The 1,314-nt window shown below is 32.6% G+C and carries 1 protein-coding gene and 2 pseudogenes; 2 read left to right on the forward strand and 1 reads right to left on the reverse strand.

Annotated elements, in window-relative coordinates; all coding sequences use genetic code 11:
• Window positions 1–167 precede the first annotated feature (167 nt).
• Window positions 168–338 carry a PhrA family quorum-sensing system peptide gene (locus HT709_RS12080; protein ID WP_001227865.1) on the forward strand — a complete coding sequence of 57 codons (171 nt, stop codon included), beginning with the start codon at window positions 168–170 and terminating at the stop codon, window positions 336–338.
• A 154-nt stretch (window positions 339–492) separates the two neighbouring features.
• Here HT709_RS12080 and HT709_RS12085 read toward each other — a convergent pair.
• A pseudogene (locus HT709_RS12085) lies at window positions 493–675 on the reverse strand (IS110 family transposase); the annotation flags it as partial.
• A 316-nt stretch (window positions 676–991) separates the two neighbouring features.
• Here HT709_RS12085 and HT709_RS09695 point away from each other — a divergent pair.
• Window positions 992–1,285: pseudogene (locus HT709_RS09695) on the forward strand (choline-binding protein G); the annotation flags it as partial.
• Between the last annotated feature and the right edge of the window lie 29 nt (window positions 1,286–1,314).

A 1,314-nucleotide genomic window follows, 5' to 3' on the forward strand; every position in this document is an offset into this window, starting at 1 on the left:
TGCTTAATTTCATTATAAAATTTTTAGTTCAAAATAGTAAGTTAAAGAAACAAATAATTCTTTATGGTAATAATAAGAAAAAAAGTTCAAAATGCAATAAAAACACTTGGCTAAATAAAATATATCTGTTAGAATAAAAACAAGGAAAAAGAAAGGGGTTTCATTGCATGAGAAAAAAACGTGGAATTAAAAAATTAGTTACATTTGCATTGCTAGGTGTTTTTATGTTTAGTAATACAATTCCTTACCAACAGTTTATTCAGAAGAATAGACAATTGGAGATTCGAGTGCAATCACAAAAGAAGTCCAATGGTCTTGATGTTGGGAAGGCAGATTAAAGAATAATGGAATAGAATTAGTCTCTAGTATATTCGCTTTTATTATTCATTAAAAATTGTAGGGGCAAGTTTGAAAAAATAAAAGTTAGTTGATTGATTACTTCTCTAAATTTTGGGCACACTAAAAAGAGGTCTTGATACCCAACCTTTAAAATTAAAGCACCTTGAATCCGTGCTGTTGTGCAAAACGAACGGCATCTTGGACAGACATTGTCTTATCTGAATTTCTTATTTCTGTAAGACCTTGTAATCTTGGATTATAACTATCCTGTTTTAAAAGTACGTGGTAGATGGCAACCAATAATCTGCGACAGATAGCGATGATAGCTTTTCGATGCCATATAAATAATTTTTAACATGAGGGGGCTCCCTTCATAAAATTTGAGTCTGCCTATCCCTTGACTATTCTTTCCTTTCACAAACGAGTCGCTTATTCAATTATAAGTTTACGTGCTCTTAGTCACAGTTCTTGTGCTTGATGGAAAGAATGACACCTATAAAAATGCGAGGTAGTGGCTGTACCACTCACTTATTCACCTCCCCGTGATTTGTAGTAGTGATAGGCTTTCTCACTGTTATTATAAAACAAAGAGCACAACACTTTTTCATTCTGTGTTGTGCCTTGAGTGAAACGAAAGGAATGAATTATAAAAATGAAGAAAACATTTTATCGCAAATTCGGTATTTCAATTATTGCTAGTACTTTATTAGCTAGTCAGCTACCGACAGTATCTGCGTTGACTGTTATTTCAAGTACAGGCGAGGAGTATGAGGTAAGTGAAACATTACAAGAGGATCCAGGAACTAATAATTTTTCACTTCCCGATGTTTCACCGACTTATGGTCAATATTATACAAATCAGTCAGAAGTCATTATTGGCAAAAATGATTTAGTTAAGGTAAAAAATACTTTACAATATCCTTACTCTACATCAGCTTATGTAGAGTAAGAATTTCGTGGTGTGAAAAATGGTAA

Source organism: Streptococcus sp. 1343 (assembly GCF_013277355.1).
GTDB lineage: Bacteria > Bacillota > Bacilli > Lactobacillales > Streptococcaceae > Streptococcus > Streptococcus pseudopneumoniae.

What these genes read in the sequence shown, in the direction of transcription:
- HT709_RS12080 (WP_001227865.1), top strand. Translation starts at nt 168, where the DNA reads ATGAGAAAAAAACGTGGAATTAAAAAATTAGTTACATTTGCATTGCTA.